Source organism: Ruegeria sp. HKCCD4884 (assembly GCF_013110855.1).
Classification (GTDB): Bacteria; Pseudomonadota; Alphaproteobacteria; order Rhodobacterales; family Rhodobacteraceae; genus Ruegeria.
Map to the genome: position 1 here is coordinate 159638 of NZ_WVRJ01000006.1, position 26849 is coordinate 186486.

Sequence of the window (26849 nt, forward strand, 5' to 3'; positions counted from 1 at the left end):
CAGGCCCACGGGGGAAGCCCGGCTTGTAGAGCAGGCAACTAGCGCTGGGGCGCTGCCAGCCCCAAAATGCTAGAGATTAGTGAGGTGGCATTATGGCCCTTTCCGAGCAGTATCTCGAAGAAGACATTCATCCGATCGACATTGTTGAACATCTGGCCGAACATCACGACTGGGATTTTGATCGCATTGGGGACGATCAGATTGCCATGGCCGTCGAAGGCCAGTGGCGGACATATTCGATCACTCTGGCCTGGTCCAACTATGACGAAACGCTGCGCATGGTGTGCTCGTTCGAAATGGAGCCGCCGGCCGAGCGTGAAATGCAGCTTTATGAGCTGCTCAACAAGATGAATGACCAGTGCTGGGCAGGCGCCTTTACCTATTGGGCAAACCAAAAGCTGATGGTCTACCGCTATGGGCTGGTCCTTGCAGGGGGACAGACAGCCAGCGCGGATCAGATCAACACGATGATCACCGCCGCTGTCATGAGCGCCGAGCGGTATTATCCGGCGATCCAACTGGTGACTTGGGGTAATCGAGAGCCAGAAGAAGCCATGCAAGTGGCCATTGCAGAGGCCTACGGCCGGGCGTAAAGCTTTGCCCCAAACCGATATGTAACGCGGGAGGGGCAAATGGACATGACGCGTGTGGCCGAACAGGGGCTTGTGCTTCTGGGGTGCGGAAAGATGGGGTCCGCAATGCTGGCGGGATGGCTGGAACACGGCCTTCCGCCAGCGTCCGTTTGGGTGATCGATCCGTACCCGTCAGACTGGTTGAAAGCGCAGGGTGTCAACATCAACACCCCACTGCCCGAAGCGCCCGCTGTGGTACTTGTCGCCGTTAAACCGCAAATGATGGGCGAGGCATTGCCAGCCATTCAGGCGCTGGGCGGTGGTAAAAGCCTGTTTGTTTCGGTGGCAGCAGGCACATCGATTGCCACATTTGAAACCGTTCTGGGCAACGACACTCCGATCATTCGCGCGATGCCCAACACGCCTGCAGCGATCCGCCAGGGTATCACGGCACTGATCGGCAACAACCAAGCCTCAGGAGATGATCTGACACTGGCTGAAAGCCTGCTGTCGGCGGTGGGCGAGACCGTTCGTCTGGACAATGAAGCGCAGATGGATGCCGTGACCGGCCTCAGCGGCTCTGGCCCGGCTTATGTTTTCCACCTGATCGAAACTCTGGCCGCAGCGGGTGAGGCGCAGGGTTTGCCTGCAGAACTGGCGATGAAACTGGCCAAGTCCACGGTCGCGGGGGCCGGTGCGTTGGCCATGGCGGCTGAGGATGATCCAACGCAACTGCGCGTCAACGTAACTTCCCCGAACGGAACAACACAAGCTGCGCTTGAGGTGCTAATGCATGATGAACAGGGGTTCCCTGACCTGCTGCACCGTGCCGTCAAAGCCGCAACTGACCGATCCAAGGAGCTGTCACGTGAGTGAGATTTCTTTCGACGACTTTCTCAAGGTCGACATCCGTGTGGGCGAGGTGATCCGCGCCGAACCCTATCCCGAGGCCCGCAAGCCTGCGATCAAGATGTGGATCGACTTTGGTGACGAAATTGGCGAGCGCAAAACCTCGGCTCAGATCACGGCGCATTACGAACCGTCGGCTCTGGTGGGCAAACAGATCATGGCGGTTGTGAATTTCCCACCGCGCCAGATCGGCAAGTTCATGTCCGAAGTTCTGGTGCTGGGCCTGCCCGATGAAAACGGTGAGATCGTTCTGATCGGACCGGATGGCAAAGTTCCAATTGGCGGACGGATGCACTGATGAAACTGCTGATCACGCGCCCAATGACACCGGCGGTCGAGGCCCGCGCCCGTACAGAGTTCGAAGTAGAGATACGTGAAAACACTCTGCCCTTGTCGCAGCGGGAAATGCTGTCTGCTTTGTCGGAATTCGACGTTGTTGTACCAACACTGGGCGATTTGTTTTCAACGCAGGTTTTTGCAGATGCGGGTACAGTGCGCTGCAAGCTGTTGGCCAATTTCGGCGTTGGCTACAATCATATCGACGTCGAAGCCGCGCGCGCAAAAGGGGTCGAGGTGACGAACACGCCTGGCGCTGTAACCGACGCGACGGCAGATATCGCTATGACCCTGCTGCTGACCACGGCGCGTCGCGCAGGCGAAGGCGAGCGGCTGGTCCGATCGGGCCAGTGGCAGGGGTGGCACCCGACGCAGATGCTGGGACATCACGTTACCGGCAAGCGCGTCGGCATTGTTGGGATGGGCCGCATCGGGCAGGCCATTGCCCGGCGTTGTCATTTCGGGTTCGGAATGCAGGTGGCATACCAGTCCCGCAGCGCAAAGGACTTGGACTTTCCGGCAGAGTTCATCCCCGATTTGCAGGCTCTGGCCGCCTCGGTCGACTTCCTTGTGCTGGCGGTTCCTGGCGGGGCCGACACTCGCCATCTGGTCAACTCTCAGGTCCTTGAAGCGATGCGCGCTTCGGCCATCCTGGTCAACATTGCGCGGGGCGAGGTCGTGGACGAAATGGCCCTGATCTCGGCGCTTCAATCCGATCAGATTGCAGGGGCGGGGCTGGACGTCTACGAGTTTGAACCCAAAGTACCCCAGGCCCTCTGCGATATGGAAAACGTCACCTTGCTGCCCCATCTGGGTACGGCCACCGAAGAAGTCCGCAGCAACATGGGGCACATGGCGCTGGACAACATCGCGGCCTTTGTCGCAGGCAGGGCGCTGCCCAATCCGGTTTAGTCGCCCATCGCCTCACGCCAGTGCTTGCGGCAGAGCGAGACATAGGTCTCGTTGCCGCCGATCTGTACCTGAGCACCCTCGGTGATGGCATTCCCGTTTTCGTCCTGACGAATCACCATTGTGGCCTTACGGCCGCATTTGCAGATTGTGCGCACCTCGCGCATCTCGTCTGCAAGGGCCAGCAAGGCGGCTGATCCGGGGAACAGTTTTCCCTGAAAATCCACCCTTAACCCATAGGCCAAAACTGGCACTTTCAGATCATCGACTGCGCGTGCCAACTGCCAGACCTGTTCTTCGGACAGGAACTGGGCCTCGTCGATGAACACGCACGCCACCTCGCCTTTGTTCAGGCGATTCTGAATCATAGTGAATACATCGTCGTCAGGAGTGAAGGTGTCGGCTTGCTCCGAGATGCCGATACGCGAGGCTATCCGACCGGCACCCGCACGCCCGTCAATAGCAGCAGTCATCAGATAGGTCTGCATCCCGCGCTCGCGATAGTTGTGCGAGGCTTGCAGCAACACGGTCGATTTGCCCGCGTTCATGGTCGAATAGTTGAAATACAGCTTTGCCATGGCGCGGGTCTAAATCGCTTGGTGGAAAGGAACAAGACAGCAATCAATTTGATGGAGCGACGTCGCCGTTGTTTCTGCAGAGGCCGAGCTACGCTCTAGGGGATGGAACCCCCGCATCTGCAACAGCGACGCCGTCGGCCAACATGTGGCCAAAACGCAGCGAGGCCAAACAATACCACCTCGCAATCACTCATTACCGGCTTGAACTGCCGCCACTCACTCACAAAATCCCCCGCTTATCTGAGGGATAGTCAATGTATGACATTTCAATTATGACTCAGTTATGGGAAATTTCCCGACGCTTTCCCCCGTTTGGACATCGGGCGGGCGTTTGCAGGTAACAAAGGTAAAAAAATGGCAGATATCGGGGCCTATCTGAAGAAGCACACTGAAGCATTGGTCAAGGACGTCGGAATCGAGGCCGCATGTGAAATTACGGGGAAATCGAAGGCCACATTAGGGCGATATTACTCCGACAATGCTGAACATGCGGACAGATTCATGCCTGTGGATGCAGTGGCTCGCCTTGAAAATGCAGCGTCTTATCCGCATGTGACATCTGCTTTGGCTGACCTGAAGAACATCACTCTTTCATATGGTGATCGCAACTCGGACGAACCACGCACAGGTGGTGTAAATTCGGACGTGATCGCGCTCAGCCAGCGGTTTGCGATGCTGATGACAGAATATCAGGCTGCTATCGAAGACGGAATAATTACCGTGAACGAGGCCAAACGGCTGCTGAAAGAAACCAGTCTGTTGCAACAGGTCCTGATCGAGATGAAGCTGCATCTCGAAGAAGAAAGCGTCAGCTGAGCCTATCGTCTTAGGTGAGTTCTCGCGCACTGGCTGAAAACCGCCGGTTGCTTTGGCATCATGGCGTGACACTGATTTTCGGTCAAAACATGGTCCCACATGGTGCAGCGTGCCTCAATTCAGTCACGCCCATGCGATAGAAGTCTGGCGCAGACAGTGCTGTCGAGGATCAAAAAGCATGCAGACATTGCAAAAGCGTTATAGCAGTTGCGCCGACCCGGTGGTTCGGTGGGCTTTCCTGTGCGCCTTTGCGATGCTGGTGGTCCTAATGACGCTCAGCGGCCACTACGAAGGGTCTGACGATGTGATGCGTTGGGTTGGTGTGCGCGACCTTTTGGCGGGGCAGGGCTGGTTTGACCCCTATCAGCATCGGTTGGGACCCGACGACGGCACCTTGATGCATTGGTCGCGTTTGGTCGATGCCCCGATTGCCGGGCTCTATAGTGTGCTGAGCGCGTTCATTGCTCCGGAAATCGCCTTTCAGATCACGGCCTTTGCTTGGCCTGCGCTGTTGGCCTCGCTAACCCTTTGGGCTTTTGCAGTAACAGGCGGTGTGTTGGGTGGACGTGAGGGCGCTATCTCGGCTTTGGTTATCGGAGTTCTGACACTCGAACACTCTCGCAAGTTCGATTATTTCTCGTTCGATCACCACAATCTTCAGATCCTTCTTTTTGCAGCGGCGCTTGCGTTTTTTGTTCTGCGAAAAGACAGGTCTTACGCGGCAGGGCTGCTAGGCGTTTGCCTGGGGCTTTCAGTGTCCGTCGGTACCGAGTCGATCCTTCAGGTCGCCCTTGTCGCTGTTTTCTGCGCCATCGACTGGATTGCCAATGGTGCCTCTTCTCGTCAGCGCACAATGACCTTCGCGACTGCGTTGACAGCGACACTTGTGCTGACCAGCTTTGCCACAACCGGTCGAGAAGGGTTTTTCTACCCGAGCTGTGACGCACTGACCCTGAGCGTGGCCTTGCCCGCAAGTGTTGCCGCGCTTGGACTATTGGCTGCGGCCTGGATCGGCTCTGGCTGGTCGGTTCCGGGTCGGTTCGGGGCCTGCATGACGCTTGCTGTGGTGACACTTGCCGTTGCGTTTGCGTTTGCCCCCCATTGTCTCAGCAATCCAATCGACGCTCTGCCCCAAGACATGCGGGATTACTGGTTGAGCCAGGTGGCTGAGGCTCAGAATATCTCAGTCGTGCTCGAGCGACACAGAGGTGAAGCCGTGGCTTTGATCGCCATGTCCATTCTTTCGATGGGCGCGGCACTTGCCTTCGCTTTAAGATCGCAGGCCAGATTGGACTACACCTTGTTTCTGGCCTTGATTGCTGCCGGATTCGTTGTGTTCCTCTACCAGAGCCGAATGATGACCTTCCTGAGCGTTTCGCTTGTTGCGGTTCAGGCACAGATTCTCCGCGTGCTTTATGTGTCTTACGCACGGGATCGCCGAATGGCTGCCGGTCTGGCGATGGTGGCGTTTGTAATCTGCGCCTCGCCCAAAGTCGGCATCAGTTTGGAAAAACAGATCGGCGCGCTTTCGCGACCCTCGTTCACCGCTTCGACCGCCGCTGTTGGGCAGGATACGTCAGAAACAGGTGCCTCTTGCCGCACACCTCAAGCTTACGCCGCTTTGCAAAGTCTGCCCAGCGGCATGATTCTGGTTGATTTCGACTTCGCCGCGCATGTGTTGCGATTTACGGACCATTCGGTTCTGGGCGGAAACTACCATCGGAATCAGGCCGGAATTCTGGCGCAAATTGACCTGTTCCGGGTCGAAGCCTCGCAAGCCGCGCCGCGCTTGGCTGAGCTGGGTGTCGACTTCGTTATGCTCTGCACGTCAGCGCCAAGGGCTGAGTTCTGGGCATGGGCGTCGGAAGGGCGTGGCCTACAAACTCGGCTGGTCGAAGGCGAGGTGCCTGATTACCTCAGCAGTATTCAGGGCGCACCCGGCGCTGCGTTCCAGATTTTCAAGGTGACGGCCGAAAATTAGGCGTTGTTCAGGCGTGGCGCTTTACAATCACCGAGCCCACCGAATACCCGGCCCCGAAAGAACAGATCAAACCCAGATCGCCCTCTTGCAGGTCATCCGAATACTTCGAAAATGCGATGATCGACCCAGCGGATGAGGTGTTGGCATAATCCTGAAGGATGTTGGGTTGTTCATCCGCCTCTGGCGTGCGGCCCAGAACCTTTTTACCGATGAAATCGTTCATGGTTTTGTTCGCCTGATGCAACCAAAGGCGTTTCAGGTCGGTGTTCCCGACCCCTTCTGCTTCCATGTGATCACTGATGTGTTTGCTGACCATCGGCAGCACTTCCTTGAACACTTTTCGACCGTTTTGCATGAATTGCATGTCGCGTCGATCAATCATCCCATCCGGACGCGAGCGGCGCAGGAATCCGTTGTTGTTGCGGATATTGTTCGAAAACGCAGTCGCGCAGCGCGTTGACAGGATTTCGAAATGCGGGCCTTTGGCCTCATCAATCCGTTCGATCAGGGTCGCCGTCGCCACGTCGCCAAAGATGAAGTGACAGTCTCTGTCCCGCCACTCCAGATGGCCCGAACAGATTTCGGGATTGACCACCAGCGCCGCGCGCACCGATCCGGACCGCACCATGTCCGCCGCTGCCTGTATGCCGAACGTTGCCGAAGAACAGGCGACATTCATGTCAAAGCCGAAACCATCGATGCCCAGTTCCTGCTGTATTTCGATTGCTATCGCTGGATAGGCACGCTCGTGGTTTGAGGCGGCGCAAATCACCAGGTCGACATCCGCGGCCGTACGCCCGGCTTGCGCCAGCGCTTTCTTGCAGGCATCAACCGCCATCTCGGTCATAATCCCGGGTTCTTCATCGCTACGTTGGCGCAGGGCTGGATGCATGACGTCGGGGTCCAGCACACCAGCCTTGTCCATCACAAAACGATTCTCGATCCCCGATGCCTTGACGATGAACTCTTCCGAGGAATGCTGCATCGGCTCGATCTGACCGGCCGCGATGGCCTCGGCGTTCTTTTCGTTTTGTTTGTCGGCATAGGCGTTGAACGCTTGGACCAGTTCGGCATTGGTGATGACGTTCTGAGGCGTAAAGACACCGGTACCGGTGATGGCGGGGGTATACATGGCGAGCCCTGAATGTTTCGGATCTGCCCAAAATGCAGTCATGGTGTGATTTGATCAAGGTATGTTGACTTAAGGGAATGTGTTCACAAGTCTAACTTCATATCTTGAATAGTTCAGAATTCGAAGTATATGGCCCCCAGACTCGCGCGGAGACTACTTATGCAAGATGACACCAGCGTCCGGCTAAATCGCCTCAGCCCCGAGATTCAGGCGATCATGGGGGTGTATGCCCTATACTGGAAGCTTGAAGAAACCTTTGACTGTATCGAAACAGATCTGAGCCATCCAGAATGTCACATGTTGATCAAACTGGATCAGCCGAAACGCATGGGGGTGCTGGCCGCCGATATGCTGAGCGTCCCGTCCACGATCACTGCCACAGCCGACGCTTTGGAAAAGGCTGGCTATCTGACCCGCGAACGCGACCCCGAAGACCGCCGGGCCTGGCTTTTGGTGCTGACCGAAAAAGGTGAAGAGGCGCGCAACATGCTGGTCAATGAGGCCGGAGGACTTTTCCACAGAGCCTCTGGTCTGAACAAAGAAGAAACTGCCGAATTCGCGCGCCTGGCGCGCAAGATCCGTGACAACGTTTTGAAAACGGGAATTCCCGAGGGATTGAAGAAATGAAACTCCTGACCTCTATCGGCCTTGCTCTGGCCGTTCTGGCAAGCCCCATTGCCGCGCAAGACACTCCGAAACCAGTAAAGCTTATGCAGGTGCACGAAACGGCGCCGGGCTTTACCCGCCAGTTCTTTGGTCGCGTCGCCGCACGTCAAACCGTCGATCTGGCCTTTCAGGTTGCAGGCCAGATCGTCGAGATGCCTGTCAACGAAGGGTTCGTGATCCCGAAAGACGGCCTGATCGCACGTTTGGATCAGGAACCGTTTGAACTGCGTCTGAATCGGGCGCGGTTACAAAAGGAACAGGCAGATCGCACCGTTGCGCGCCTCTCACGTCTGCGGGGTACAGCGGCTAGCCAGGTGGCCGTCGATGATGCTGAGACCGAGGCGCAATTGGCTGCGATTGCCCTGCGCGATGCGGAATATGATCTGGAACATGCGACACTGACCGCACCTTTTGATGCGCTGGTCTCCAGCCGTGCGGTCGAGGCCTTCACCACCGTCTCGTCGGGTTCCCCCATCGTTCGCATTCACGACATGTCCGAATTGCGTATCGAGGTAGACGTTCCTGAAATCTTGTTCCAACGCTCGAACCAGAACGAAGACATCGCGATCACCGCAAAGTTCCCGGTTAGTGAAGAGGTCTTCCCGCTGGAGATTCGCGAATTCGACGCGGAAACCTCGAGCGTCGGACAGACTTTCCGCATCCAGTTCGGCCTGACACCACCCGAGGGCCTGCAGATCCTCCCTGGCTCGTCGGTCACCGTAAACGTTCATGTAAAGGACGAACGTAAAGGTATTGTCGTCCCGGCAACGGCTATTGTCGTTGATGCCACCGGTGAGCTGAGCGTCATGGTGTTCTCGCCGACCGGCGCTGATGAAGGCTTCGTTCGCCGTGTACCTGTGACCATCGAACCCACGCAAACCGGCGATATACGGGTTCTAACTGGACTTTCTGATGGTGACGAAGTTGTCGTCGCCGGAGGTGCTGTGTTGACCGACGGCCAAGCGGTGCGCCGGTTTACAGGTTTTGCGAATTAAGGGGCTGACGGATGAACATCGCTCGTGGCTCAATTGATCGGCCTCTGTATACTTGGCTGATCATCCTCATTGCCCTGTTTGGCGGCATCTGGGGTTTCCTGTCCTTGGGCCGGTTAGAAGACCCGGCCTTCACAATCAAAAACGCGGTTATCGTAACACAATACCCTGGCGCTACGGCGGAGCAGGTGGCGCTTGAGGTATCCGAGCCGCTTGAATCTGCCATTCAGCAGATGGGTGAAGTTGACGTTATCACCTCGGTCAACCAGCCCGGACAGTCTCTGATCGAGGTTGAGATCAAATCAACTTACGATGGAAGCGAATTGCCCGACATCTGGACCCGGCTCAGGGCCAAGGTGCGCGATGCCGCGCGTGGGCTGCCTTCCGGTGTTGGCCAACCTTACGTAAATGATGGTTTCGGCGACGTGTTTGGCCTGTTCTACGCCGTCACTGCCGAAGGGTTTTCCGACGCTGAGAAACATGAGCTGGCAACATTCCTTCGGCGCGAGCTGTTGGCCGTAAACGGTGTGGCGGACGTTGAGGTGCAGGGTCTGCCGAACGAGGCCATCTTTGTGGAACCGGATTTGGCGATCTCGGTCAACCAGAACGTTCCGCTTCAGGCGATCAACGAAGCCATCGCCAATGCGGATTCGGTGAACTCCTCGGGTTCATTGCGTTCGGACAGCGACAGGACAACCATACTGACCGCAGAAGGCTCGGACAGCGTATCAGCCATCGCAGGTCTTTCGGTTGGCTCGCAGGGGCAGGTGATCAACCTGTTCGACATGTCCAACGTCTATCGTGCCCGCCAGAACGACCCCGACATCATGATAAGATACAATGGGACAGAAGCCTTCACACTTGGCATCGCCGGGCTGTCCACGGAAAATATCGTTGAAGTGGGCAAACGGGTTGATGCCAAATTCGAAGACCTGAACACGGCCATTCCCTTTGGCGTCGATATCTTGCCGATCTATCAGCAGCACGTGGTGGTCGAGAAGGCTTCGAACGACTTTCTTGTAAATCTTGCCATGTCCGTGGCCATTGTGGTTGCCGTACTGGGTATCTTCATGGGGTGGCGAGCCGCCATCGTAGTTGGCTCGACCCTGCTGCTTACCGTGGTTGGTACGCTCCTGTTCATGTCGTTATTCTCGATCGAGATGGAGCGAATTTCGCTTGGGGCCCTGATTATTGCCATGGGGATGTTGGTGGACAACGCTATCGTGGTAGCCGAGGGGATGCAGATCGCGATGTTGCGCGGCAAGTCCTCGCGCGATGCCGCCGAAGATGTGGCTTCGAAAACTCAAATCCCGCTGCTGGGGGCCACCGTAATCGGTATCATGGCCTTTGCAGGCATCGGTCTCAGCCCTGATGCAACAGGTGAGTTCCTGTTCTCGTTGTTTGCGGTGATCGGTATTTCTTTGCTGCTGAGCTGGGTGTTGGCCATCACCGTCACGCCGTTGTTGGGCCACTACTTCTTCAAGCAAGGCAAAGAAGGTGAGATCGACGCCTACGGAGGCATACTGTTCCGCATCTATGGCGCGATCTTGCATTTTGCACTGCGGTTCCGGTGGCTGGTCGTTGCGGGCCTCATTGCCGTGACTGTTGCGTGCTACGCCGGGTTTGGACTTATGAAGCAGCAGTTCTTCCCCAATTCGAACACGCCTTTGTTCTTTGTGCATTACAAACTGCCGCAAGGCACGCCGATTGCACGTACGGCGCAGGACATGGCGGTGTTCGAGGACTGGCTGGCCGAACGTGAGGATGTGGTTTCGGTCACAACTTTCGTGGGGCAGGGTGCAACGCGATTCATGCTGACCTATTCGGCAGAAAAGCCGAACCCAAGCTACGGACACATGATTATCCGCACCGAAAGCCTTGAAGACATACCGGCTTTGCAGGCGGATCTTGAGGCGTTCGGATCTGTTCAGTTTCCCGAAGGTGAGTTTGGAACCAAACGTCTGATCTTTGGTCCTGGCGGCGGTGATCCGATCCAGGCTCGGTTCTCGGGGAGTGATCCGGTTGTGTTGCGTCAGCTTGCGGACGAGGCGGTGCAGCGTATGGCTGCAGCATCGCCGAACGCGCTGCTTGTCCATCACGACTGGCGTGAACAGGAGCTGGCAGTACAACCGATCTATGCCACCGAACGTGCGCAAACTGCCGGCGTCACGCGTGAAGACATCGCCGCGACACTGCAATTCTCGACCGACGGCATCACCGGTGGCGTGCTGCGCGAACGTGATCGTCAGATCCCGATCATTCTGCGCCGCCCAGCCGATGGCGATTATTCGATTGTCGATCAGGTGGTTTATTCGGATCAGACCGAGCGGTTTGTCCCAATCGAACAGATGGTTGATGGGTTCGAGTACAAGTCGCTCAACACACTTGTTCACCGCCGCGACCGTGTTCTGACGATCACCGTCGGAGCAGACATTCCGCCCGATCTGACGGCGGCACAGGTCCATGCCGAAGTTCGCGACGCCATCGAAGCCATCGAACTGCCCCCGGGCTACAAGATGGAGTGGGGTGGAGAGTTCGAAGACTCGCGCGATGCGCAGGAAAGCTTGGGCAAGCAATTGCCGCTGAGCCTGCTGATCATGGTGCTGATCTCGGTCCTGCTGTTCAATGCGATCCGTCAGCCGATCATCATCTGGCTGCTGGTGCCGATGTCAGTGAACGGCGTGGTCATCGGCCTGCTGGGAACAGGGCTGCCGTTCACGTTCACCGCGCTGCTGGGTCTGCTCAGCCTGTCAGGTATGTTGATCAAAAACGGCATCGTTCTGGTCGAAGAGATCGACCTTGTCCGCGCCACTGGCAAACCTCTGCGTGAGTCCATTGTCGAAGCTTCGGTCTCTCGTTTGCGTCCTGTGATGCTGGCGGCAATCACGACCATTCTGGGTATGGCACCATTGCTGACCGATGCGTTCTTCGTTTCGATGGCCGTGACGATCATGGGCGGGCTGGCATTCGCCACCATTCTGACAATGGTCGCAGCACCCGTCTTTTACCTGCTGTTTTTCAAGCGGGATGAAAGACGCGAGGCGCACGCAGCTTGAAGTCTAGGTGCAACCGGGTCCGGCTAAACTCCCAGACCCGGTTGCATCAAATTAATGGAACAAACGGCACATCACAGGCGGCCAGAATTGTGAGTGCAGCGAGAACCAGAATTGTGCGCATTATTCGTACTCCTGAGTTCTGCAAAAAATGCGCGCCCGCTGATTTTGGGTCAACGGGCGCGTATCTTTAGGATCTTGAATGAGCCGATTGTAGCTCAGGCGACGTAGATCACCCCTGCAGCGACTTCACCTCTACATCCCCTTCGGCCTGCGCCTTGATCGCCAGCGCGGCGGCGTTGGCTCCGGCGGCGGTGGTGAAGTAGGGGATTTTGTCATACAGCGCGATTGAGCGGATGGCCTTGCTGTCTTCGACCGCCTGCGCGCCTTCGGTAGTGTTCATCACCAACTGCACCTGACCGTCTTTCAGCATGTCCACAACATCCGGGCGGCCTTCGTAGACCTTGTTTACAACCTCACAGGCAACGCCTTGTTCGTCCAGCCAGCTTTGCGTGCCGCGGGTCGCCACAAGCGTAAAGCCCTGATCCACCAGAACCTGCGCCGCTTCCAGCATGGCGTTCCCTTTGTCGGCATCCTTGATGGAAATGAACGCCCGCCCCGAGGACGGCAGTACCATCCCCGCGCCCATCTGCGCCTTCAGGAAGGCGCGCGGGAAGTCGCGGTCCCAGCCCATGACTTCACCGGTCGAACGCATTTCCGGGCCCAAAATGGTGTCAACGCCAGGGAAACGAGCGAAGGGCATCACAGCCTCTTTCACCGAGAACCACGGCATATCCGGGTCGGCCAGAGTCATCTGGTCCGCGATCTTGGTGTCCTGACCTTCCTTGTAGGCAGGGCGCATCGGGAAGTTCGACAGTTTCTCGCCCGCCATGACGCGCGCTGCGATCGAGGCAATCGCGCTGTCGGTCGCCTTGGCGACAAATGGCACGGTGCGTGAGGCGCGCGGATTCACTTCGATCAGATAGATCTCATCGTCCTTGATCGCGAACTGCACGTTCATCAGGCCAACAACGTTCAACGCTTTGGCCAACTTGAACGCCTGATCCTTGATCTGGTCAATGATCTCTGCGGACAGCGAATAGGGCGGCAGCGAACAGGCCGAGTCGCCCGAGTGCACGCCAGCCTCTTCGATATGCTGCATGATGCCCGCGACGTGGACGTCAGTGCCATCGCACAGCGCGTCGACGTCCAACTCCACGGCACCGGCCAGATAACTGTCGAGCAGAACGGGGCTGTCGCCTGAAACCACAACGGCCTCGTTGATGTAGCGCCGCAGCTGATCCATATCGCGCACGATTTCCATTGCGCGGCCGCCCAGCACGTAAGAGGGGCGAATGACCAGGGGGAAGCCGATTTCTTCGGCGATCTCAAGCGCCTGTTCGTCGGTAGACGCGATGCCGTTCTTGGGCTGCTTCAGGCCCAGATCGTTGACCAACGCCTGGAACCGTTCGCGGTCTTCGGCCAGGTCGATGGCGTCCGGGGTGGTTCCGAGGATCGGAATGCCTTCGGCCTCAAGCGCGTTGGCAAGTTTCAGCGGTGTTTGGCCGCCGAACTGAACGATGACGCCGTGCAGCGTGCCGTTTTCCTGCTCTTTCGTCAGGATTTCCATGACGTGCTCAAACGTCAGAGGCTCGAAATACAGACGATCCGAGGTGTCATAGTCGGTCGAAACCGTCTCGGGGTTGCAGTTGACCATGATGGTTTCATACCCAGCTTCGGTCAACGCGAAACAGGCGTGGCAGCAGCAGTAATCGAACTCGATGCCCTGACCGATCCGGTTCGGGCCGCCTCCAAGAATGACGACCTTTTTGCGGTCAGACGGACGTGCCTCGCATTCAACCTCGCCCATCATGGGTGCTTCGTAGGTCGAGTACATATAGGGCGTCTGCGCCTCGAATTCGGCGGCGCAGGTGTCGATGCGTTTGAACACGGCTGAGACGCCCAGATTGCGGCGGGCGCGGCGGACGTTGTCTTCTTCACGGCCAGTCAGGTTGCCCAAACGAGCATCGGTGAAGCCCAGCATTTTCAGCTTGCGGATACCGTCTTCGGTCATCGGCAGGCCGTCCTTGCGAACCTGACGCTCGGCCTCGATGATCTCGCGGATGCGGGCCAGAAACCACGGGTCGAACTTGGTGACGCCAAAGATCTCGTCATCGGTCAGACCATGACGCATCGCTTGCGCGATGGTGCGCAGGCGGTCAGGTGTCTGTTGGCTGATCGCCTTGATCACGGCAGCCTTGTCGTCGGCTTCGTCCCACACGCCCACGTTCAGGCCGGGGATTTCGATCTCATCAAAGCCTGTCAGACCCGACTCCATCGAAGCCAGCGCTTTCTGCATCGATTCGTGGATGGTGCGGCCAATAGACATGGCTTCGCCCACCGATTTCATCGCGGTGGTCAGGTAGGGCTCAGATCCCGGGAATTTCTCGAACGCGAATTTCGGAATTTTGGTGACGACATAGTCGATGGTCGGTTCAAACGAGGCGGGAGTGACTTTGGTGATGTCGTTGTCCAACTCGTCCAGCGTGTAGCCCACGGCCAGCTTTGCGGCGATCTTCGCAATCGGGAAACCGGTTGCTTTGGAAGCCAAAGCGGACGAGCGCGATACGCGCGGGTTCATCTCGATCACGACCATACGGCCGTCATCGGGGTTGATCGCCCATTGCACGTTCGAGCCACCGGTCTCGACCCCAATCTCGCGCAGAACGGCAATCGAGCCGTTGCGCATGATCTGGTATTCCTTGTCCGTCAGCGTTAGGGCAGGGGCCACGGTGATAGAGTCACCCGTATGCACGCCCATCGGATCGACGTTTTCGATGGAACAGACGATAATGGCGTTGTCAGCAGTGTCGCGGACCACCTCCATCTCATACTCTTTCCAGCCCAGCAGGCTTTCATCGACAAGGATCTGGTTGACGGGCGAGGCATCCATGCCCGAACGACAAAAGTGGATGTAATCTTCGCGGTTATACGCCACGCCACCGCCTGTGCCACCCAAGGTAAAGGCGGGGCGGATGATGGCAGGCAGGCCAATCTCTTCCAGCTCGTCCAGCGCCATCTGCACGCCGGCATCCAGATCAGTGGAACCGTCTTCGCGCTTGGGCGCGGTTACGATGGTCGCCTTGGGGTTTTCCAGTCCCAGCCGGTCCATCGCCTCACGGAACAGGGCGCGGTCTTCGGCCATTTCGATGGCGTCGCGCTTGGCGCCGATCATCTCGACACCAAACTTGTCCAGCACACCCATCTCTTCTAGTGCGAGCGATGTGTTCAAACCGGTCTGCCCGCCCATTGTGGGTAGAAGGGCGTCGGGGCGTTCTTTTTCGATGATCTTGGCGACTACTTCGGGTGTGATCGGCTCGATGTAGGTGGCATCCGCCAGCCCAGGATCCGTCATGATCGTGGCGGGGTTCGAGTTCACCAGAATGACCCGGTAGCCTTCCTCGCGCAGCGCCTTACAGGCTTGAGCACCGGAATAGTCGAATTCGCAAGCCTGTCCGATAACAATGGGACCTGCCCCGATGATCATGATCGACTGAATGTCGGTTCTCTTCGGCATGGTCTGGCCCCTTCGATTTTGCATGAGTCGCGGGCACCGCCCAAGCGCCCAAATTGTCGTGCGTTATAGGGACCGCGCAAAAAGGTTCAAGGGGTATCGGAAACAGAAGCGAAATTGCCGCTTTCCCCCCTTTCCCTTGGCAGAGTATTCTCTATATCGCCCCACACGGCAAATGAGGATGCAATTGCGTATTCGTTTCGATCAAGGACCGGCCGGGCGTGGAACCCGGTTCGAGCGTCCGTCTCAAATCATCCGCGCGGATGTTGCGGAAGAGGTGCCCCAGGCTTTGGCGGCGCTGGATGAGGTGCGCACAGGTGGTTCCTGGGTGGCGGGGTATGCGAGTTACGAGCTTGGTTATGCGCTGGAACCCCGGTTGCTGAACCTGTTGCCCAAGGATCGCCGTCTGCCCTTGTTGTGCTTTGGAGTATACGACGCGCCGGATCGTGTTGCCCTGCCAGCAGCAGCAGGAGAGGTCAGCACTTTTGAGCCCCGTTGGGACGAGGCACGTTATACGCAGGCGTTTCAGGCCGTACACGATGCTATCGGTGCTGGCGACATTTACCAAGCCAACTTGACCTTTCCGATCGATCTGACGGTCTCGGGCGACAGTGAAACGCTGTATGCAGCGCTTGCTGCAGGGCAACCGGTTGGCCACGGAGCGTTAGTGCAACAGGACGGATTGCCCGATTTGCTCAGCCGGTCGCCCGAACTGTTCTTTCGCACAGATGAGGCGGGCAGGATCGAAACCCGCCCAATGAAGGGCACCCAACCGCGCAGCGATGACCCGGAAGAAGACGCGCAGCGCCGGGCCTTTCTGACCACGGACGTAAAGAATCGCGCCGAGAACCTGATGATCGTGGATTTGCTGCGCAACGATATCAGCCGTGTGGCATTGCCCGGATCTGTTCACGTGCCCGAGCTGTTCAAGGTCGAGACCTACGCCACTGTGCACCAGATGGTTTCGCTGGTGCGTGCTCAGTTGCACAAATATGTAGGGCTGGGTGAGATTCTGACAGCGCTGTTTCCATGCGGTTCGATCACAGGCGCCCCCAAGATTCGCGCGATGGAAATTCTGGCCGACCTGGAACCCTGGCCGCGTGACATCTATTGTGGGACTATCGGGTGGGCCGCGCCGGATGGCCGGTCCGAGTTCAATGTGGCCATTCGTACCCTGATGCGAGAGGATGATCGCGCCACGCTGAATGTGGGTGGTGGTCTCGTTTGGGACAGCACCGCCCCTTCAGAATACGAGGAGGCGCTATGGAAAGCCCGCTTTGCCCGTCAAATGAGCCTGATTTCCGTGTAATCGAAACACTGGCTTTCCGGCCGGATCAGGGATTTGTGCGGCAGGACCGCCATTTGGCGCGTATGGCCCGCACGGCACGGGTTTTCGATCTTCCGTTCAACTTGGATGCTGCAAATGAGACCTTGGTTGCTGCCGAGGGGGATGCGCCACTACGCTGTCGACTGACGCTGGATGCGAGCGGCGCATTCGAGCTGACGACTGGTGACTTGGCTGAAAACCCGCCGATTTGGCGCGTGGCCGTGTCCAAAGAATGTCTGGCATCGAATGACCTGTGGTTGCGGCACAAGACCACCCACCGCGCGCTGTATGACAAGGCACGTGCCTCGCTGCCGGAAAATACAGACGAGCTGTTGTTCCAAAACGAACTTGGCGAGCTATGCGAAGGCACCATCACCAACCTATTTGCTGAAATGACCGATGGTCGGTTTCTGACACCTGCGCTGTCCTGCGGGTTGTTGCCGGGTATTTTGCGTGAAGAGCTGCTGGATAAAGAAACAGTGACCGAGGCCGTGCTGACCTTGACCGATCTACAGAACGCGCGGACTGTGTATATGGGCAATTCATTGCGCGGGTTGATCCGGGTGGAGCTGATAGATACGTGACCAAAGACAGCACTTTGATCGGCCCGCCTGTGGCGCTGTTGCGGCTGCGGCTGGAGTTTGGGCTGTTCTATATCGGACTGCCACTGCTGATTGCCGTACTCTTTCCACCGAACTGGATGTTTCCCGCGCTGTTCGCGCTGACCGGGCTGGGCATCGTATTGCTGCATCAGACACCGGGCTTTCAATGGTCCGAACTGCGGTATGAGTGGGCCAACTGGTCCTTGCGAGAAGTACTGCTGTTCACGGTTGTTATGGCCGTCTTCTGTACCGGCCTGATCCAAATCACGCGTCCGGATGCGGCGTTTTTCCTGGCTATTCACCGACCCGAGATGCTGGCCTTTATCTGGATCGGCTACCCGCTTTTGTCAGCCCTGCCGCAAGAGCTGCTGTTCCGTCCTTTGTTCTTCCGCCGCTATCACGCGATCCTGCCAGACGGACGCGCGGCCTATTTGCTGAACGCGGCCGTATTCTCGTTCGCGCATCTGATGTATTGGAACTGGATCGTCGCCGTAATGACCTTTGCGGGCGGGCTGCTGTTCACGTGGGCGTACCGACGGCGCGGGTCGTTCTTTTATGCAGTGCTGTTGCACGCAATCGCGGGCAATATCATCTTTGCAGTGGGACTGGGTGTCTATTTCTACTCGGGCAACGTGCAAAGGCCGTTTTGACGGGGCGACGCGCCTTGACTTTCCGGGCCTGACAGGGTGTATCGGCGCGACGAATTCTGCGCCCGAAGGGATATGATCCATGCACGCCTATCGCAGCCACACCTGCGCCGCTCTGACCGCCGCCAATGTCGGTGAAACTGTCCGCCTGTCCGGCTGGGTGCATCGGGTCCGAGATCACGGTGGCGTGTTGTTCATCGACCTGCGCGACCATTTCGGCGTAACTCAGGTTCTGTGCGACGGCGACAGCGCGGCCTTTGCCGAGCTGGAGAAAGTGCGGTCCGAATGGTGCATCCGCATCGACGGTACCGTCAAAGCACGCGATGCCGACTTGGTGAACCCGAAGCTGCCGACCGGCGAGATTGAGGTCTACGTGCGTGAGCTGGAAGTGTTGGGTGCGGCCGACGAACTGCCGCTGATGGTGTTCGGCGATCAGGAATACCCCGAGGAGACGCGCCTGCGCTATCGCTATCTGGACCTGCGCCGCGAAGCGATGCAGCGTAACATGACCCTGCGCTCGGACGTTGTGGCATCCATGCGTAAACGTATGTGGGATCAGGGCTTCCGCGAGTATCAGACGCCGATCATCACAGCATCCTCGCCCGAAGGCGCGCGTGACTTTCTGGTACCGTCGCGTCTGCATCCCGGTAAATTCTACGCTTTGCCGCAAGCGCCTCAGCAGTTCAAGCAGCTGATCATGGTGTCTGGCTTCGACAAGTATTTCCAGATCGCGCCCTGTTTCCGTGACGAAGACCCGCGTGCTGACCGATCGCCCACTGATTTCTACCAGCTTGACCTTGAGATGTCCTTTGTCGAGCAGCAGGATGTGTTCGACACGATCCAGCCTGTTCTGACCGGCGTGTTTGAAGAATTCGGCGGTGGCCGCAAGGTCGATCAGGAGTGGCCGCAGATTTCCTACAAGGACGCGGCCCTGTGGTACGGTACCGACAAGCCCGACCTGCGGAACCCTATCAAAATGCAAGTGGTCTCGGACCACTTCCGCGGGTCTGGTTTTGCAATCTTCGCAAAACTGTTGGAGCAGGACGGCACCGAAATCCGCGCCATCCCCGCACCAACCGGCGGCAGCCGCAAATTCTGTGACCGCATGAATGCGTTCGCCCAGAAAGAGGGTCTGCCGGGGATGGGGTATATCTTCTGGCGCGATCAGGGCGAGGGCATGGAAGCTGCTGGTCCTCTGGCCAAGAACATCGGCCCCGAGCGCACAGAAGCGATCCGTCAGCAACTGGGTCTAGGCGTGGGCGATGCCGCGTTCTTCCTGGGCGGCAAGCCGAAAGCTTTCGAAAAGGTCGCTGGCAAGGCCCGCGACGTGATCGGCGCGGAACTGAACCTCACCGAGAAAGACCGCTTTGCCTTTGCCTGGATCGTGGATTTCCCGATTTATGAGCAGGACGAAGAAACTGGCGCGATCGATTTCGAGCACAACCCGTTCTCGATGCCGCAGGGTGGCATGGAGGCACTTCAGGGTAACCCACTGGACGTGCGCGGATACCAGTATGACTTGGCCTGTAACGGGTATGAGCTGGTCTCGGGCGCGATCCGGAACCACAAGCCTGAGATCATGCTGAAAGCCTTTGAACTGGCGGGGTATGGCGAGGATGAGGTCAAGTCCCGCTTCGGCGCTCTGTTTAGCGCCTTCCACTATGGCGCACCGCCGCACGGGGGCTGCGCGGCAGGCATCGACCGGATTGTTATGCTGTTGGCCGATGAGGCCAATATCCGCGAAGTCATGATGTTCCCGATGAACCAGCGTGCCGAAGATCTGATGATGGATGCGCCCTCTGATCCAACTTCGGATCAGTTGATGGAGCTTGGTCTGCGCATCATCCCTCAGGACTAAGAACAATCGCCCGCATTAAGCGGGCGATTTTCATTTGGCGGCAGGAAACGTTCGGCGTATCAGTCCAGCGGGTTTTCCAGATGATCCCGATTGACCCGAATACTGCGTGCTGTCTGGCGCGTCTGACGATAAGCCCAGACACACAGAAGTGTTGCGGTAATGAAATAAGCCGTAATCATTTCAAATCGCTTCCCGCCGTTCCAATCGGTTCTGCACCATCCCAGCGACTTGCGCTGCCTGTGCTGTGAGCGGTGCCCCGCTTGCGCGTGACAGAGCCAGTTTGCGCGCGGCTTCGGTCAGCGGTTTATCTCCTGCCTCTCGTGCGACGCCTTGAAGGAACTGGGCGGCATAATCCAGAGTGTGTTGATCGTTGGGTCCGGTCAGGAAATCAGCGATATGGGCCATGTCATCCTGATAGGCCAACGGGTCCGGTTTGATGACCTCGTCCCGGATTGCATGTAACCCGCTTGGACGCCGATCCTCGGGCAACCGCTCCAGAATGGATTTCTGAAAGTAGGACATTGATTTTAGCGGCTTGGCCAAAAATCCATCCGCTCCGGCAGCCAGTGCCTGACTTTCGTTGGCATTATCGCCTGACAGGCCCATGATGACGCTGATACGGGGCGTTGCCTCGGACAGTTCGGCGATCAGATCGGCCCCGGACCCATCCGGCAGACCCATATCGATCAATATGACCGAGGGACGATAGATCTGAAGGTGTCGTCGGGCCGATTTCAGACAATCCGCGCGGCGAATACGTGCGCCGCTGTGTAGACACATAAGTCGGATTGCGTCGCACGCGTATCGGCTGTCTTCAACAACCAGAATGGTCTGACCCAGCAAGGGCCGCGTTGCGGTGGGCGTGACGGTGGTGGTGGCAAGTAGGCCCGAATCGTCCATGGCAGCTCTCCTATCCAGCAGATGCTTCACTCTAGGAACTTCTGGCTAACACGACGTTAACGCGCGATTTGGCGCACTTGTCCTTTGGCCGAACAGCCCCCATAACCCATGCAACGCAGGACATCAGGAGTGAGATATGATTGGACGTCTGAACCACGTCGCCATTGCCGTGCCGGATCTTGAAGCAGCTTCGGCGCAATATCGCAATGCGCTGGGCGCCAAGGTCGGCGCGCCGCAGGACGAACCGGATCACGGCGTCACGGTTGTGTTCATTGAACTGCCCAATACCAAAATCGAGCTTCTATATCCGTTAGGTGAAGACAGCCCGATCAACGGCTTCCTGGAAAAGAACCCGTCGGGCGGCATTCATCACGTGTGCTATGAGGTTGAGGACATTATCGCCGCCCGGGATCATCTGAAGGAAACCGGTGCCCGCGTTCTTGGCTCGGGCGAGCCCAAGATCGGTGCGCATGGCAAGCCGGTTTTGTTCCTGCATCCAAAGGATTTCAACGGCTGCCTTGTCGAGCTTGAGCAGGTATAACCCCCCAGCGCCGGAGGGCTTGAAATGACCATCACTGCCGCACTTGTACTGTTCGCCGTCATCTGGTTCCTGACGCTGCTGATCGTGCTGCCCGTTCGCATTAAAACACAAGGCGATCTGGGCGATATCGTTCCGGGCACTCATGCTGGTGCCCCGGAAGTGCATCACATGAAGAAAAAGATGTGGATCACGACCGGTATTTCCGTGGTTTTGTGGGCCATCATTGCAGGTATTATTTTGTCGGGATTGATCTCGGTCCGGGATTTCGACTGGTTGAACCAGCTAGAGCCCCGCTGACCCAATGTCAGGCCCGTGGGCCTGACACTGCGTGATAGATGTGGGTGAACGTGGCTGCCCCGATAATTGGGATCACCAGATTGACCAGCGGTACCGAAAGCGGAACCGCCATCAAGGTACCCGCCACCCAGATCGTTGTTGAATGCTTGGCGCGCAACTTTCGCGCGCCTTCACGCCCGACCCGACGCATGGCTGCCAACGTAAAATATTCCCGCCCCAGCAGGAACCCGTTCATCGCCCAGAAGATAAAGGGCGCCAGCGGGGTGAAAACCGCATAGAGAATGAACGCCAGCAGGTTGGCGACAATCAGCACGCCAAGAAAGCTGAGACCGTCCAAAAGTGCTTCGGACATTGGGATGCGCCGCGCGGGTGGCAAGGTTGGAAAATGCTTGTCCTCAACTGCCTGGGCCACTTCATCCAAAAAGATCGAGGTGATGGCCGAGGCCACAGGCACCATCAGGAAAACCGGCAATATCAGGACCAGCACGATCCCTGAATAATTCAGAACGTCATTCAGCCAGGGGACAGCACCTATGAAGGGCAGGGAAATCTCACTGCCTGACAACCAGTTGATCAACCAGATTGCCCCGGCACTGGCAGCGATCAGGAGCAGGATCGTCAATCCGACACCCCTTAATAAGACCCCCCGGAATTTTGGGTCTCCGATCTGGCCAAGTGCGTTGAAAAAGGCGTTCAGGATTGTCATTCGCTGAGCCATTCCGTCAAGGCCGCCACATCAGGTCGGGGGCGCTCGGGCGGGGCCGATCCTTCGGTCGCGATATGGATCAACCCGGCCACGCTTTCGTTGTCTGCCAGTCCAAGCGCCTGGGTGCAGAAGTCGCGGTCATGGGTTTGCCAGCCCGATAGCCAGTTTGCGCCCCATCCTGCCGCCAGCGCAGCATTCAGCAGGGCCAGACAAACAGCTCCGGCAGAATAGGTTTGCTCAATTGCGGGGATCTTTTCGGACGGTTTTTGCACTTCGATCACCGCAACCGCCAAGTGCCCCATGTCGAACTGGCTGCGCGCTTTGGCGATGTCCTCGGGGCTTTTCCCCAGCTTTTGACCACATGCTTCGGTCAAATCTGCCAAACGCGGCATGGCACCCTTTTCCAAAACGATGAAGCGCCAAGGCTCTAACTTGCCATGATCGGGGCTGCGCGCCGCAGCGGTGAGCAAGGGCAGCAATTCGTCCCGTGTTGGGGCCGGAGCAATCAATGTCTTGGCGGGGCGGGACCGGCGCGACAGTAAAAACTCCAGAGCGGCGGGGCTTTTCAGGGACATATGTTAACTTCCTTTACATCACGACTCTGTATCTTGGTCGGCAACCCGCCCGATTCAAGGGTGTGCCGATACATTGCGTGGATCATTTTCATTCCGACGCCTGTCATGCAAGGTTTTGAAGAAAAAGGGGTGACAATGGCGAAATCCAAACTGCGTGATCTGCCCGATCTCAGCGCGCTGGCAACGCCCGGGAGGGTATTCAGCGTCAAGGTGACGCCCAAGGCAGCGCGGGATCGAGTGATCTGTGAAGAAGATCAGATCAAAATGTTTGTGACGGCCGCGCCCCAGAACGGTATGGCCAATCAGGCAGTTCTGAGTTTGCTCGCCAAATGTCTTGGAGTTGCCCCTTCGACGCTGACGCTGAAACAGGGGCAGACCGCGCGAAACAAGGTGTTTCTCTATGACCCCTGAGGTCCGGTTTCCCGTATCTGATAAACGCCTTCGGGCAGGTCCAGCGCGGCAGCCAGATCGCGTACCTGTTCCGGCGACAGCGTGATCTTCTGAACCTGTTCTGTGCGTGGATCCAGCTGCTCTAGCGTAACGCATTCGGCGAAATTGTTGATCACGACATCTTCCTGCAAAGGTTTTTCACCTTCGTCCACAAGCGTAATGACCGTCGAGTCGAATTCATGCTCAATCGAAAACATGTGTCCACAGTGCAAGTCGCCGAGGCGCAATGCAAGCCGTTCCTTGCCAGCGGCGCAGTGGCATCAGCTGACGGGGCGTACTATGTTGAAATGGCGGCCCGATTGGCCCAAAGGATGTAACATGCGCAGATGCTTTGTTTTACCGCTTTTCCTGCTGTTGTCGGCCTGTGCGCAAGGTGTCTTCAGTGTACAATCGCCCGAGGACTGGCTGGGTGATGCGTCGGGTGCCGAACCGACGGCGCAGACCTTTCAGCAGGTTAGCCAGGCTGTTGGTGCGGAAGCACGAAAACAATGTCTTAAACAACCCAGACGCCAGAATTGTGAGTTCAGGATCCTGGTTGATCTAAACCCGCGGGCACCGGCAAACGCGTATCAGACTTTGGACGAAAACGGGCAACCGGTGATTGTTTTCACGCGGTCTATGATCCGGTCCGCGCAAAACGCGGATGAGCTTGCTTTTGTCATGGGTCATGAAGCGGCCCACCATGTGTTGGGGCACATTGCCCGGCAAAGTGAAAACGCCAGCGCCAGCGCCGCAGAATTCGGCAGGCGAGAACAGTTGCGCGGCGGTGATGCAGCCGCCATAGAAGAGGCGCAAAAGCTGGGGGCCAAGGTTGGTGTTCAAGCTTACCTGAAGGATTTCGAGCTGGAGGCAGACCAGTTGGGTACGATCATCACCTACAATGCAGGGTACAACCCGTTGGTTGGGGCGAAGTTTTTTGACCGGATCCCGGATCCCGGCGACAAGTTTCTGGGAACCCACCCGCCCAATGAGCAGCGCGTTCAGATCGTGCTTGAAACTGCAGCACAGTTGGGCCTGGCACAGTGAGCGGCCTTGTGCGTCTTGGGGTGATCCTGACAGATCGCGGCTCGAAATACGCGGTGTCCGGGGCGACAGTTGCTTCGCGGGCCGATATCGACAGTGTTCTGAATGATCTGAAATCGGACAAAACCTATGCCAAGGCGACCCACAACACGTGGGCCGCGACTCTGCCGACCGGCGCGCTTAAGGCGGATGATGGGGAAAGCGGGGCGGGAATGGTGATCCTGCGCATGATCGAACGGGCGGAATTGCAGAACCATGTGATCATTGTCACCCGTTGGTATGGCGGCAAGAAACTGGGCGGCGACCGGTTTCGCAGGGTTCAGGATGCGACCCGAGCCTATCTGGACCATATCGGCGTCCAATCTTGACCTGTGTCAATGTTTGAAGGTGCAAATTCGCTACCCTTTTGCCAAAGCGCGAAAGGGAAAGGAAAACACTATGCCCACCCGAGAGACCTTGCGACTGCACGCCGGTTTGGTGGACGATATGGCCAGCATGCTGGACATTAATCTTGAAGAAGCGGCGATTGGCGGTTTGGTTTCCGTGGATCAGATTTCCGAGGCAGTTCTACGGTGCACCGACTGCCCGAACCCACAGCATTGTCAGGCTATGTTGAGCCAGGCGGCAACTGCACAGCGGGCGCCTGAGTATTGCCGGAACCAGGAATTACTCCATAAATTAATGCCTTAACCTAAAGGTTTGCCATGCCACGTCTAGGCAACATCATGACCCATTTGCGGCTTGTGCTGCGAATGGGGCAAGCCACCGGTACTGATCTGGCCGGGGCATACCGCAAGGGTCATTTGAATCACGAAGAATGGGCCGAGATCGTACAACAATGCCGGGGTTGCGCCTGGGCTCATGACTGCCCGGAATGGCTGGAGCAGAGGGGCCAGATCGATGAAGCGCCAAGCAGCTGCCCCAACCGAGAGCGATTCGCGGCACTTAAGGCGCAACAGCTGGAGAACGTGTGATGGCGCAGGTCCCGCTGGGCGAAATTGAAAAGCATTTCTGGCTAACGCGGTCTGTCTCGCGATGTATGGGCATTTCATTGACCGAGGTGATGGCGGACGGTCGTTTGACACCAGAGGGCTATGCAGAATTGGTCACACGGTGTCGGGCTTCAAGTTGTGACGGCCAATGCGCTTTGTGGCTGGCTGATCAACAGGCATTGGTCGAAAAGGCCCCGGATTTTTGCGCAAACGCCGAGACCCTGAATGGTCTGAAGACCTGATCACAATTTACTGTGGCTGCCATCGCATAGCGGTTGCTTTGCGCTATGTTTGCACGCGCAGAAAAAGACTTTTTTACTGGCATCTGCTGTATATTTTATTGGTTCAAATGCGCTGTCTTTGTGGGACCCGTCGCAAAACGGCTGTCGCGCAGATTTTCCACATGAGCACCAAAAATAGGTCTTCCCTTCGACAACCTCGACCGGAATCGGTGATTTCTGGGCAATATTTGGCGCGTCTGACATGTGGCTTCTCCGTCTTTGGCTGATGTCGTGACAACAGTGTAGAGCAGTGCGGCCAAAAAGGTAGCTTCGAAGCGGTAAATGCCCTTTCCCAAAGCTAAAACCGGCATGGAATCGCTTTGACTCACAAAGACGTGATCGATTCAGTTGCCAGATCGAAGCTCAGCCCGTATTCTGGATGTGGCCCCGAAAAGTTGGGCAATATCAGAAAAGTAATAGAGGATTGACGGACATGAAACTGAAACTCGCTGCCGTTGGCGCATTTGCCCTGATTCTGACTGCTTGCGCGCAGCAGGAAGAACCGACACCTGTTTATGTACAGCCCAGCTATGACAAAGCCGGCACACCCAGCTGTCCGGGCGGCTATGAGCTGGCGACAACCGAAGCAGGCCAGACTGTCTGTAACCCGGTTACTCAGTAAGCTTTTTGCAGGCGGTCCACGACCGGGCCGCCTGCACCACTACTCGATGGACAGCCGCCTTTGAGGCGGCTTTTTTGCTGGTACTAAGCGCGTACAGTTCAGCGGTTCAATATTTCTTGAAACCGTATTTGTGTTTGAACCTGAACGAATTGAACTTGTGCCGTTTGATCTGCCCGTAGGGCACACGACCGATTACGCGCCGTTTCGGTGGGTGAAAGCGATAGGATTTGTGGTGCTTTTTGTGGTGCACCTTCGGCTGTTTGACATGTGCTTTGGATTTTGGCGCAAGATAATAGCGCTTTATCTTGAGGTGGCCGGTCTTGTGAAAGCTGAGCTGCTTATCGCTAACCACGATCAAGCCGTTTGGACCGCCCGACGCCGTTTGTGCGGAAGAAGGTGTTACAAGGCAAAACATGGCCAACAGGAAAACCACGCCGTTCAGGCCGAGTTTGTCGTATCCAGACATGAAACCCTCCGTTTATGGATTTCAGTCTAAGATCGCGTCTTTAG

The 26849-nt window shown here is 57.3% G+C and carries 31 protein-coding genes; 22 read left to right on the forward strand and 9 right to left on the reverse strand.

Translation table 11 applies throughout. From position 1 onward, the window contains the following. Positions 1-92 precede the first annotated feature (92 nt). From GS636_RS11040 to GS636_RS11055, 4 genes are read left to right on the forward strand one after another with little or no spacing between them, the layout of a single operon-like run. Positions 93-593 (forward strand): YbjN domain-containing protein, encoded by a 501-nt coding sequence (locus GS636_RS11040; RefSeq protein WP_171091662.1) that lies wholly within the window; start codon positions 93-95, stop codon positions 591-593. 39 nt (positions 594-632) lie between these two features. Continuing rightward, positions 633-1448, forward strand: coding sequence for a pyrroline-5-carboxylate reductase (gene proC, locus GS636_RS11045; protein WP_171669488.1), 816 nt, complete (start codon positions 633-635; stop codon positions 1446-1448). Next, positions 1441-1779, forward strand: coding sequence for a tRNA-binding protein (locus tag GS636_RS11050; RefSeq protein WP_171091657.1), 339 nt, complete (start codon positions 1441-1443; stop codon positions 1777-1779). Before proC ends, GS636_RS11050 begins: the two co-directional genes overlap by 8 nt. Continuing rightward, positions 1779-2729: a D-glycerate dehydrogenase gene (locus tag GS636_RS11055; protein ID WP_171669489.1), complete on the forward strand. Its 951-nt coding sequence runs from the start codon at positions 1779-1781 to the stop codon at positions 2727-2729. The genes GS636_RS11050 and GS636_RS11055 overlap by 1 nt, the downstream gene beginning before the upstream one ends. Here the strand turns inward: GS636_RS11055 and GS636_RS11060 are convergent. Then, a complete protein-coding gene (locus GS636_RS11060) occupies positions 2726-3304 on the reverse strand; it encodes a thymidine kinase (protein ID WP_171091653.1) in 579 nt (192 codons plus the stop codon). The two genes, GS636_RS11055 and GS636_RS11060, sit on opposite strands and share 4 nt — an antisense overlap. Positions 3305-3658: 354 nt before the next feature. On the opposite strand from GS636_RS11060, the gene GS636_RS11065 reads away from it, so the two are divergent. Both GS636_RS11065 and GS636_RS11070 read left to right on the forward strand, forming a co-directional pair. After that, on the forward strand, positions 3659-4120 hold the full coding sequence (locus GS636_RS11065; protein ID WP_171091651.1) for a hypothetical protein: 462 nt from the start codon (positions 3659-3661) through the stop codon (positions 4118-4120). A 178-nt stretch (positions 4121-4298) separates the two neighbouring features. Further along, complete coding sequence (locus GS636_RS11070) at positions 4299-6101, forward strand: hypothetical protein (protein WP_171669490.1); 1803 nt, start codon at positions 4299-4301, stop codon at positions 6099-6101. Between the two features lie 7 nt (positions 6102-6108). On the opposite strand, the gene GS636_RS11075 is transcribed toward GS636_RS11070, so the two are convergent. Continuing rightward, the gene (locus GS636_RS11075) at positions 6109-7233 is read right to left on the reverse strand and encodes a beta-ketoacyl-ACP synthase III (RefSeq protein WP_171669491.1); all 1125 of its coding nucleotides are present in this window, start codon (positions 7231-7233) and stop codon (positions 6109-6111) included. 159 nt (positions 7234-7392) lie between these two features. On the opposite strand from GS636_RS11075, the gene GS636_RS11080 reads away from it, so the two are divergent. From GS636_RS11080 to GS636_RS11090, 3 genes are read left to right on the forward strand one after another with little or no spacing between them, the layout of a single operon-like run. Further along, positions 7393-7860, forward strand: coding sequence for a MarR family winged helix-turn-helix transcriptional regulator (locus GS636_RS11080; protein WP_171091646.1), 468 nt, complete (start codon positions 7393-7395; stop codon positions 7858-7860). After that, positions 7857-8894, forward strand: coding sequence for an efflux RND transporter periplasmic adaptor subunit (locus GS636_RS11085; protein ID WP_171669492.1), 1038 nt, complete (start codon positions 7857-7859; stop codon positions 8892-8894). The genes GS636_RS11080 and GS636_RS11085 overlap by 4 nt, the downstream gene beginning before the upstream one ends. 11 nt (positions 8895-8905) lie before the next feature. Then, positions 8906-11947 carry an efflux RND transporter permease subunit gene (locus GS636_RS11090; RefSeq protein WP_171669493.1) on the forward strand — a complete coding sequence of 1014 codons (3042 nt, stop codon included), beginning with the start codon at positions 8906-8908 and terminating at the stop codon, positions 11945-11947. 229 nt (positions 11948-12176) lie between these two features. Here GS636_RS11090 and carB read toward each other — a convergent pair whose 3' ends face one another. Continuing rightward, complete coding sequence (carB, locus tag GS636_RS11095) at positions 12177-15521, reverse strand: carbamoyl-phosphate synthase large subunit (protein ID WP_171091640.1); 3345 nt, start codon at positions 15519-15521, stop codon at positions 12177-12179. A 178-nt stretch (positions 15522-15699) separates the two neighbouring features. Here carB and GS636_RS11100 point away from each other — a divergent pair, with 178 nt between their 5' ends. The 4 genes from GS636_RS11100 to aspS all read left to right on the forward strand — a co-directional run bounded on the left by GS636_RS11100 (position 15700) and on the right by aspS (position 19952). After that, positions 15700-16827: an aminodeoxychorismate synthase component I gene (locus GS636_RS11100; protein ID WP_171669494.1), complete on the forward strand. Its 1128-nt coding sequence runs from the start codon at positions 15700-15702 to the stop codon at positions 16825-16827. Further along, complete coding sequence (locus GS636_RS11105; RefSeq protein WP_171669495.1) at positions 16782-17429, forward strand: aminotransferase class IV family protein; 648 nt, start codon at positions 16782-16784, stop codon at positions 17427-17429. Before GS636_RS11100 ends, GS636_RS11105 begins: the two co-directional genes overlap by 46 nt. Next, positions 17426-18097, forward strand: a complete 672-nt coding sequence (locus GS636_RS11110) for a CPBP family intramembrane glutamic endopeptidase (protein WP_371808722.1) — start codon at positions 17426-17428, stop codon at positions 18095-18097. Before GS636_RS11105 ends, GS636_RS11110 begins: the two co-directional genes overlap by 4 nt. A 79-nt stretch (positions 18098-18176) precedes the next feature. Further along, positions 18177-19952 carry an aspartate--tRNA ligase gene (aspS, locus tag GS636_RS11115; RefSeq protein WP_171669496.1) on the forward strand — a complete coding sequence of 592 codons (1776 nt, stop codon included), beginning with the start codon at positions 18177-18179 and terminating at the stop codon, positions 19950-19952. Between the two features lie 180 nt (positions 19953-20132). Here the strand turns inward: aspS and GS636_RS11120 are convergent, their stop codons facing one another. Continuing rightward, positions 20133-20852 (reverse strand): response regulator, encoded by a 720-nt coding sequence (locus tag GS636_RS11120; RefSeq protein WP_171669497.1) that lies wholly within the window; start codon positions 20850-20852, stop codon positions 20133-20135. Between the two features lie 136 nt (positions 20853-20988). On the opposite strand from GS636_RS11120, the gene mce reads away from it, so the two are divergent. Next, the gene (gene mce / locus GS636_RS11125; RefSeq protein WP_171091628.1) at positions 20989-21393 is read left to right on the forward strand and encodes a methylmalonyl-CoA epimerase; all 405 of its coding nucleotides are present in this window, start codon (positions 20989-20991) and stop codon (positions 21391-21393) included. A gap of 24 nt (positions 21394-21417) precedes the next feature. Beyond that, positions 21418-21690 carry a DUF1467 family protein gene (locus GS636_RS11130; RefSeq protein WP_171091626.1) on the forward strand — a complete coding sequence of 91 codons (273 nt, stop codon included), beginning with the start codon at positions 21418-21420 and terminating at the stop codon, positions 21688-21690. 7 nt (positions 21691-21697) lie between these two features. Here GS636_RS11130 and GS636_RS11135 read toward each other — a convergent pair whose 3' ends face one another. Continuing rightward, a complete protein-coding gene (locus tag GS636_RS11135) occupies positions 21698-22396 on the reverse strand; it encodes an EI24 domain-containing protein (RefSeq protein WP_171669498.1) in 699 nt (232 codons plus the stop codon). Next, complete coding sequence (locus tag GS636_RS11140) at positions 22393-22971, reverse strand: nitroreductase family protein (protein ID WP_171669499.1); 579 nt, start codon at positions 22969-22971, stop codon at positions 22393-22395. Before GS636_RS11140 ends, GS636_RS11135 begins: the two co-directional genes overlap by 4 nt. A gap of 135 nt (positions 22972-23106) precedes the next feature. Between GS636_RS11140 and GS636_RS11145 the strand changes: the two genes are divergently transcribed. After that, complete coding sequence (locus tag GS636_RS11145; RefSeq protein ID WP_171669500.1) at positions 23107-23382, forward strand: DUF167 domain-containing protein; 276 nt, start codon at positions 23107-23109, stop codon at positions 23380-23382. On the opposite strand, the gene GS636_RS11150 is transcribed toward GS636_RS11145, so the two are convergent. Continuing rightward, entirely contained in the window at positions 23370-23618 is a 249-nt protein-coding gene (locus GS636_RS11150) for a hypothetical protein (protein WP_050604775.1), read from the reverse strand. The two genes, GS636_RS11145 and GS636_RS11150, sit on opposite strands and share 13 nt — an antisense overlap. Before the next feature lie 121 nt (positions 23619-23739). Here GS636_RS11150 and GS636_RS11155 point away from each other — a divergent pair, with 121 nt between their 5' ends. The 5 genes from GS636_RS11155 (at position 23740) to GS636_RS11170 (ending at position 25678) form a co-directional block, all read left to right on the forward strand. Next, a complete protein-coding gene (locus GS636_RS11155; RefSeq protein WP_171669501.1) occupies positions 23740-24447 on the forward strand; it encodes a M48 family metallopeptidase in 708 nt (235 codons plus the stop codon). After that, entirely contained in the window at positions 24444-24812 is a 369-nt protein-coding gene (locus tag GS636_RS11160) for a YigZ family protein (RefSeq protein WP_171669502.1), read from the forward strand. Before GS636_RS11155 ends, GS636_RS11160 begins: the two co-directional genes overlap by 4 nt. Before the next feature lie 70 nt (positions 24813-24882). Then, the gene (locus tag GS636_RS22690) at positions 24883-25134 is read left to right on the forward strand and encodes a DUF6455 family protein (protein WP_256369065.1); all 252 of its coding nucleotides are present in this window, start codon (positions 24883-24885) and stop codon (positions 25132-25134) included. Between the two features lie 14 nt (positions 25135-25148). After that, a complete protein-coding gene (locus GS636_RS11165) occupies positions 25149-25418 on the forward strand; it encodes a DUF6455 family protein (RefSeq protein ID WP_171091614.1) in 270 nt (89 codons plus the stop codon). Continuing rightward, positions 25418-25678, forward strand: a complete 261-nt coding sequence (locus GS636_RS11170; RefSeq protein WP_171091612.1) for a DUF6455 family protein — start codon at positions 25418-25420, stop codon at positions 25676-25678. Before GS636_RS11165 ends, GS636_RS11170 begins: the two co-directional genes overlap by 1 nt. Here GS636_RS11170 and GS636_RS11175 read toward each other — a convergent pair whose 3' ends face one another. Continuing rightward, complete coding sequence (locus GS636_RS11175) at positions 25679-25921, reverse strand: CDGSH iron-sulfur domain-containing protein (protein ID WP_171091611.1); 243 nt, start codon at positions 25919-25921, stop codon at positions 25679-25681. Positions 25922-26150: 229 nt separating this feature from the next. On the opposite strand from GS636_RS11175, the gene GS636_RS11180 reads away from it, so the two are divergent. Further along, a complete protein-coding gene (locus GS636_RS11180) occupies positions 26151-26339 on the forward strand; it encodes a hypothetical protein (RefSeq protein WP_170346096.1) in 189 nt (62 codons plus the stop codon). 106 nt (positions 26340-26445) lie between these two features. On the opposite strand, the gene GS636_RS11185 is transcribed toward GS636_RS11180, so the two are convergent. After that, entirely contained in the window at positions 26446-26805 is a 360-nt protein-coding gene (locus tag GS636_RS11185; RefSeq protein ID WP_171669503.1) for a hypothetical protein, read from the reverse strand. Positions 26806-26849: the final 44 nt, after the last annotated feature.

Bases quoted from the DNA above. Each gene is read 5' to 3' on its own strand.
- proC (WP_171669488.1), top strand. From the start codon at position 633: ATGGACATGACGCGTGTGGCCGAACAGGGGCTTGTGCTTCTGGGGTGC.
- GS636_RS11085 (WP_171669492.1), top strand. From the start codon at position 7,857: ATGAAACTCCTGACCTCTATCGGCCTTGCTCTGGCCGTTCTGGCAAGC.
- GS636_RS22690 (WP_256369065.1), top strand. From the start codon at position 24,883: ATGCCCACCCGAGAGACCTTGCGACTGCACGCCGGTTTGGTGGACGAT.
- GS636_RS11130 (WP_171091626.1), top strand. From the start codon at position 21,418: ATGACCATCACTGCCGCACTTGTACTGTTCGCCGTCATCTGGTTCCTG.
- GS636_RS11105 (WP_171669495.1), top strand. From the start codon at position 16,782: ATGGAAAGCCCGCTTTGCCCGTCAAATGAGCCTGATTTCCGTGTAATC.
- GS636_RS11070 (WP_171669490.1), top strand. From the start codon at position 4,299: ATGCAGACATTGCAAAAGCGTTATAGCAGTTGCGCCGACCCGGTGGTT.
- GS636_RS11100 (WP_171669494.1), top strand. From the start codon at position 15,700: ATGCAATTGCGTATTCGTTTCGATCAAGGACCGGCCGGGCGTGGAACC.
- GS636_RS11170 (WP_171091612.1), top strand. From the start codon at position 25,418: ATGGCGCAGGTCCCGCTGGGCGAAATTGAAAAGCATTTCTGGCTAACG.
- GS636_RS11180 (WP_170346096.1), top strand. From the start codon at position 26,151: ATGAAACTGAAACTCGCTGCCGTTGGCGCATTTGCCCTGATTCTGACT.
- GS636_RS11140 (WP_171669499.1), bottom strand. From the start codon at position 22,971: ATGTCCCTGAAAAGCCCCGCCGCTCTGGAGTTTTTACTGTCGCGCCGG.
- GS636_RS11155 (WP_171669501.1), top strand. From the start codon at position 23,740: ATGCGCAGATGCTTTGTTTTACCGCTTTTCCTGCTGTTGTCGGCCTGT.
- GS636_RS11165 (WP_171091614.1), top strand. From the start codon at position 25,149: ATGCCACGTCTAGGCAACATCATGACCCATTTGCGGCTTGTGCTGCGA.
- carB (WP_171091640.1), bottom strand. From the start codon at position 15,521: ATGCCGAAGAGAACCGACATTCAGTCGATCATGATCATCGGGGCAGGT.
- GS636_RS11040 (WP_171091662.1), top strand. From the start codon at position 93: ATGGCCCTTTCCGAGCAGTATCTCGAAGAAGACATTCATCCGATCGAC.
- GS636_RS11060 (WP_171091653.1), bottom strand. From the start codon at position 3,304: ATGGCAAAGCTGTATTTCAACTATTCGACCATGAACGCGGGCAAATCG.
- GS636_RS11065 (WP_171091651.1), top strand. From the start codon at position 3,659: ATGGCAGATATCGGGGCCTATCTGAAGAAGCACACTGAAGCATTGGTC.
- GS636_RS11055 (WP_171669489.1), top strand. From the start codon at position 1,779: ATGAAACTGCTGATCACGCGCCCAATGACACCGGCGGTCGAGGCCCGC.
- GS636_RS11075 (WP_171669491.1), bottom strand. From the start codon at position 7,233: ATGTATACCCCCGCCATCACCGGTACCGGTGTCTTTACGCCTCAGAAC.
- GS636_RS11090 (WP_171669493.1), top strand. From the start codon at position 8,906: ATGAACATCGCTCGTGGCTCAATTGATCGGCCTCTGTATACTTGGCTG.
- GS636_RS11175 (WP_171091611.1), bottom strand. From the start codon at position 25,921: ATGTCAGACGCGCCAAATATTGCCCAGAAATCACCGATTCCGGTCGAG.
- GS636_RS11135 (WP_171669498.1), bottom strand. From the start codon at position 22,396: ATGACAATCCTGAACGCCTTTTTCAACGCACTTGGCCAGATCGGAGAC.
- GS636_RS11150 (WP_050604775.1), bottom strand. From the start codon at position 23,618: ATGTTTTCGATTGAGCATGAATTCGACTCGACGGTCATTACGCTTGTG.
- GS636_RS11080 (WP_171091646.1), top strand. From the start codon at position 7,393: ATGCAAGATGACACCAGCGTCCGGCTAAATCGCCTCAGCCCCGAGATT.
- mce (WP_171091628.1), top strand. From the start codon at position 20,989: ATGATTGGACGTCTGAACCACGTCGCCATTGCCGTGCCGGATCTTGAA.
- GS636_RS11120 (WP_171669497.1), bottom strand. From the start codon at position 20,852: ATGGACGATTCGGGCCTACTTGCCACCACCACCGTCACGCCCACCGCA.
- GS636_RS11145 (WP_171669500.1), top strand. From the start codon at position 23,107: ATGGCGAAATCCAAACTGCGTGATCTGCCCGATCTCAGCGCGCTGGCA.
- aspS (WP_171669496.1), top strand. From the start codon at position 18,177: ATGCACGCCTATCGCAGCCACACCTGCGCCGCTCTGACCGCCGCCAAT.
- GS636_RS11185 (WP_171669503.1), bottom strand. From the start codon at position 26,805: ATGTCTGGATACGACAAACTCGGCCTGAACGGCGTGGTTTTCCTGTTG.